Here is a 4,034-nt window from a genome sequence, read left to right as displayed (position 1 = left end):
GCGAACCCGGCCGCACCTGCGCCGGCCGCGCAGCCCAACCGCTCGCGCTGGCTCGGGCCGATCGCCGGTCTTGCGGCCGGTCTCGGCATCGCGGCGCTGCTGTCGCATTTCGGCCTGGGCGGCGCATTCGCAAGCATGATGGCGAACGTCATCGTGATCGCGCTGCTCGCGGCGGTCGGCATCTGGCTGATCCGCAAGTTCATGAACCGCCGTCGTCCGCAGGAGCCGGCGTATTCGGTCGGCGGCTCGGCGTCGTCGTCGGGCGGTTATTCGCAAAGCCCGTCGTTCCAGCAGGGCGGCACCGGCAGCAACTATGCGGGTAGCGGCAGCAGCTACGCGAACGAAGCGCAAGGCGTGTTTGGCGGCGGTGCCGCGGCCACCGGCGCGGCAGCGGCTGCTGCGGCAGCACCGCTGCAGGTGCCGGCCGGTTTCGACACCGAAGCGTTCCTGCGCAGCTCGAAGGTCTATTTCGTGCGCCTGCAGGCCGCGTGGGATCAGGGCAATCTGGCCGACATCCGCGAGTTCACGACGCCCGAAATGTTCGCCGAGATCAAGATCGACCTCGATTCGCGCGGCAACGAGTCGAACCAGACCGACGTCGTGCAGCTCGACGCGGAACTGGTCGCGATCGAGGATCGCGGCATCGAGCAGTCGGCGAGCGTGCGCTTCCACGGCCTGATCCGCGAATCGGCGAATGCGTCGGCCGCGCCGTTCGACGAGGTGTGGAACCTGTCGAAGTCGGGCAGTCAGGGCTGGCTGCTCGCGGGCATCCAGCAGATCAACACGCACTGAGCGTGACCGGCGGCCCGCGCCGCCGGCACCCGGGCAACGGCCGCCGCACTGCGACCGCTTGCCGCCCGGGTGTGCGGTCAGGCACGGTCTGCCGACGATCCGACGTTACAATAGAAACCCGCGTGGGCGCCCGGCCTGCGCGGGTTTTTTCTTTCCCAGCCCGATGACCTTTGCCGCCAAGCCTTTTGCTGCTGCTGTCAATCACCTGCTCGCCCGCGAATCGTGGGCGCGCGACCGCCTGATTCCGTATGCGGGCAAGACTGCCCGGATCGACGTGCCCCCGGTTACGCTCACGCTGCTGGTGCAGCCCGACGGCTATCTGTCGGCCGTCGACGCGCACGATGCGCAACAGGTCGACGTATCGATCGCGCTTGCCGGCGATACCGTTGCCGCATTCCTGCAAGGCGGCCAGGCGGCCGTGATGAAGCACGTGAAGATCGAGGGCGACGCGGAGTTCGCGACGCAGATCGCGAAGCTGGCCGAGCACCTGCGCTGGGAACCTGAAGAAGATCTCGCGAAGCTGGTCGGCGACGCGGCGGCATTCCGGATCGCGACGGTCGTGCGCGATGCCGGCGCGCGCGCGCGACGCACCGGCCGCAACGTGCTCGATTCCGTCGCCGAATACTGGCTCGACGAGAACCCGCAAGTCGTCCGGCGCGCGTCGCTCGGCGGCTTCGACGCCGAACTGGCGCGCGCACGCGATGCGCTCGCGCGGGTCGAAAAGCGGGTCGAGCGACTCGAACAAAAAATCGGCGCGAGCACGGGTTCCGGCCCGCGCGGCGCGCACTGAGGGGCCGCAGGGCATGCGCATTTTCCGTTTCATCAAGATTGTCTACACCGTCATCCGCTTTGGTCTCGACGAAGTGATGCTGTCCCGGATCGACGACCGGCGCGTGAAGCTGCTGCTGCGGATCACGACGATCGGCCGCCGCTATTCCGATCCGCCTGCCGTGCGGCTGCGCCGCGCGCTCGAAAGTCTCGGCCCGATCTTCGTGAAGTTCGGCCAGGTGCTGTCCACGCGCCGCGACCTGCTGTCGGTCGATTTCGCGAACGAGCTCGCGAAGCTGCAGGACCAGGTGCCGCCGTTCGATTCGGCGGTCGCGATCGGGATCATCGAGAAGTCGCTCGGTGCGCCGGTCGACGAGCTGTTCGACGAATTCGAGCGCGAGCCGATCGCGAGCGCGTCGATCGCGCAGGTGCATTTCGCGAAGCTGAAGCAGGGCCAGCACGCGGGCAAGGCCGTCGCCGTCAAGGTGCTGCGCCCGAACATGCTGTCCGTGATCGATTCCGACCTCGCGCTGATGCGCGACATCGCGATCTGGACCGAACGCATGTGGGCCGACGGCCGGCGCCTGAAGCCGCGCGAGGTCGTCGCCGAATTCGACAAGTACCTGCACGACGAGCTCGACCTGATGCGCGAGGCCGCCAACGGCAGCCAGCTGCGCCGCAACTTCGCGGGCCTTGACCTGCTGCTCGTGCCCGAAATGTTCTGGGATTTCTCGACGTCGCAGGTGCTCGTGATGGAGCGCATGACCGGCGTGCCGATCAGCCAGGTCGAGACGCTGCGTTCGGCCGGCGTCGACATCAAGAAGCTCGCGCGTGAAGGCGTCGAGATCTTCTTCACGCAGGTGTTCCGCGACGGCTTCTTCCACGCGGACATGCACCCGGGCAACATCCAGGTGAGCCTCGATCCGAACACGTTCGGCCGCTACGTCGCGCTCGATTTCGGGATCGTCGGCGCGCTGTCCGATTTCGACAAGAACTACCTCGCGCAGAACTTCCTCGCATTCTTCAAGCGCGACTACCACCGCGTCGCGACGCTCCACCTCGAATCGGGCTGGGTGCCGCCCGAAACGCGCGTCGAGGAGCTCGAAAGCGCGATCCGCGCGGTGTGCGAGCCGTATTTCGACCGTGCGCTGAAGGACATCTCGCTCGGCCAGGTGCTGATGCGCCTGTTCTCGACGTCGCGCCGCTTCAACGTCGAGATCCAGCCGCAACTCGTGCTGCTGCAGAAGACGATGCTGAACGTCGAGGGCCTCGGCCGCTCGCTCGACCCCGAGCTCGACCTGTGGAAGACCGCGAAGCCGTACCTCGAGCGCTGGATGACCGAGCAGATCGGCTTGCGCGGCTGGTACGAGCGCTTCAAGGTCGAGGCGCCGCAGTGGAGCAAGACGCTGCCGCAATTGCCGCGCCTGATCCACCATGCGATGGCGGCGCGCCATGACGCGCCGCGCGCGGCGAGCGAAGACCTGATGCGCCAGATTCTCGTCGAGCAGAAGCGGACGAACCGGCTGCTGCAGGCGCTGCTGATCTTCGGCCTCGCCGTCGGCGTCGGGGCGCTCGTTGCGCGTGTGCTGATCTTGCTCGCATACGGCGCCTGACCGAAAGGAGTACGGCGATGTCCGATCCGAAACAACCGAAGCCGAATGTGCCGGCCGCCGCCGATTTCACGACGCGCGATCCCGGCAACGCATCGTTCTGGGACGAGCGTTTCGAGCGTGGCGTGACGCCGTGGGAATTCGGTGGTGTGCCCGAGGGTTTTGGTGTGTTCGCGCATCGGCTCGAGCCGTGCGCGGTGCTGATTCCCGGCTGCGGCAGTGCGCAGGAAGCCGGGTGGCTGGCCGAAGCCGGCTGGCCCGTGCGTGCGATCGATTTCGCCGCGCAGGCGGTGGCTGCCGCGAAGGCGCAGCTCGGCGCGCATGCGGAAGTCGTCGAGCAGGCCGATTTCTTTGCGTACCGGCCGCCGTTCGACGTGCAGTGGGTGTACGAGCGCGCGTTTCTGTGCGCGCTGCCGCCGGCCATGCGTGCCGACTACGCGGCGCACATGGCCGAGCTGCTGCCTGCTGACGGATTGCTGGCCGGCTATTTCTTCCTGATGGCGAAACCGAAGGGGCCGCCGTTCGGAATCGAGCGTGCCGAACTCGATGCGCTGCTCACGCCTCACTTCGAGCTGATCGAGGATTTGCCCGTGACCGATTCGCTCGCGGTGTTCGAAGGACACGAGCGCTGGCTCACGTGGCGTCGCCGCTGATGCGCGGGTGTCGCAGCCATTGCCGGAGCGCGGCAGGGTTTCGGCTATAATTCAAGGTTTTGCAAGCCGTTTCCAGTTTCCGCGGGAAAAATATCATGCCGATCTACGCCTATCGATGCGAAGCGTGTGGTTTCGCGAAGGACGTGCTCCAGAAGATGAGCGACGCGCCGCTGTCGCAGTGCCCGGAATGCGGGAAGGATGCATTTCGCAA

Annotated in this window: 5 protein-coding genes; all 5 read left to right on the top strand. The window is 66.7% G+C overall.

Annotated features, from left to right (window positions below; all coding sequences use genetic code 11):
* Positions 1 to 792: TIM44-like domain-containing protein (locus G3N99_RS36165; RefSeq protein ID WP_206124764.1), on the top strand; the 792-nt coding region annotated here is incomplete at its 5' end.
* A 163-nt stretch (positions 793 to 955) separates the two neighbouring features.
* A complete protein-coding gene (locus G3N99_RS36160) occupies positions 956 to 1,582 on the top strand; it encodes an SCP2 sterol-binding domain-containing protein (RefSeq protein ID WP_174942397.1) in 627 nt (208 codons plus the stop codon).
* 13 nt (positions 1,583 to 1,595) lie between these two features.
* The gene (ubiB, locus tag G3N99_RS36155; RefSeq protein WP_174940213.1) at positions 1,596 to 3,173 is read left to right on the top strand and encodes a ubiquinone biosynthesis regulatory protein kinase UbiB; all 1,578 of its coding nucleotides are present in this window, start codon (positions 1,596 to 1,598) and stop codon (positions 3,171 to 3,173) included.
* A gap of 17 nt (positions 3,174 to 3,190) precedes the next feature.
* Positions 3,191 to 3,823 carry an SAM-dependent methyltransferase gene (locus G3N99_RS36150; protein WP_206124763.1) on the top strand — a complete coding sequence of 211 codons (633 nt, stop codon included), beginning with the start codon at positions 3,191 to 3,193 and terminating at the stop codon, positions 3,821 to 3,823.
* A 95-nt stretch (positions 3,824 to 3,918) separates the two neighbouring features.
* Positions 3,919 to 4,034 (top strand): zinc ribbon domain-containing protein (locus G3N99_RS36145; RefSeq protein WP_206124765.1); only part of this gene is annotated, 116 nt, incomplete at its 3' end.

Source organism: Burkholderia sp. Ac-20392, assembly GCF_017104585.1.
Taxonomy (GTDB): domain Bacteria; phylum Pseudomonadota; class Gammaproteobacteria; order Burkholderiales; family Burkholderiaceae; genus Burkholderia; species Burkholderia lata.
This window is presented reverse-complemented; position numbering and strand designations above follow the sequence as displayed.

Bases quoted from the DNA above. Each gene is read 5' to 3' on its own strand.
- G3N99_RS36160 (WP_174942397.1), top strand. From the start codon at position 956: ATGACCTTTGCCGCCAAGCCTTTTGCTGCTGCTGTCAATCACCTGCTC.
- ubiB (WP_174940213.1), top strand. From the start codon at position 1,596: ATGCGCATTTTCCGTTTCATCAAGATTGTCTACACCGTCATCCGCTTT.
- G3N99_RS36150 (WP_206124763.1), top strand. From the start codon at position 3,191: ATGTCCGATCCGAAACAACCGAAGCCGAATGTGCCGGCCGCCGCCGAT.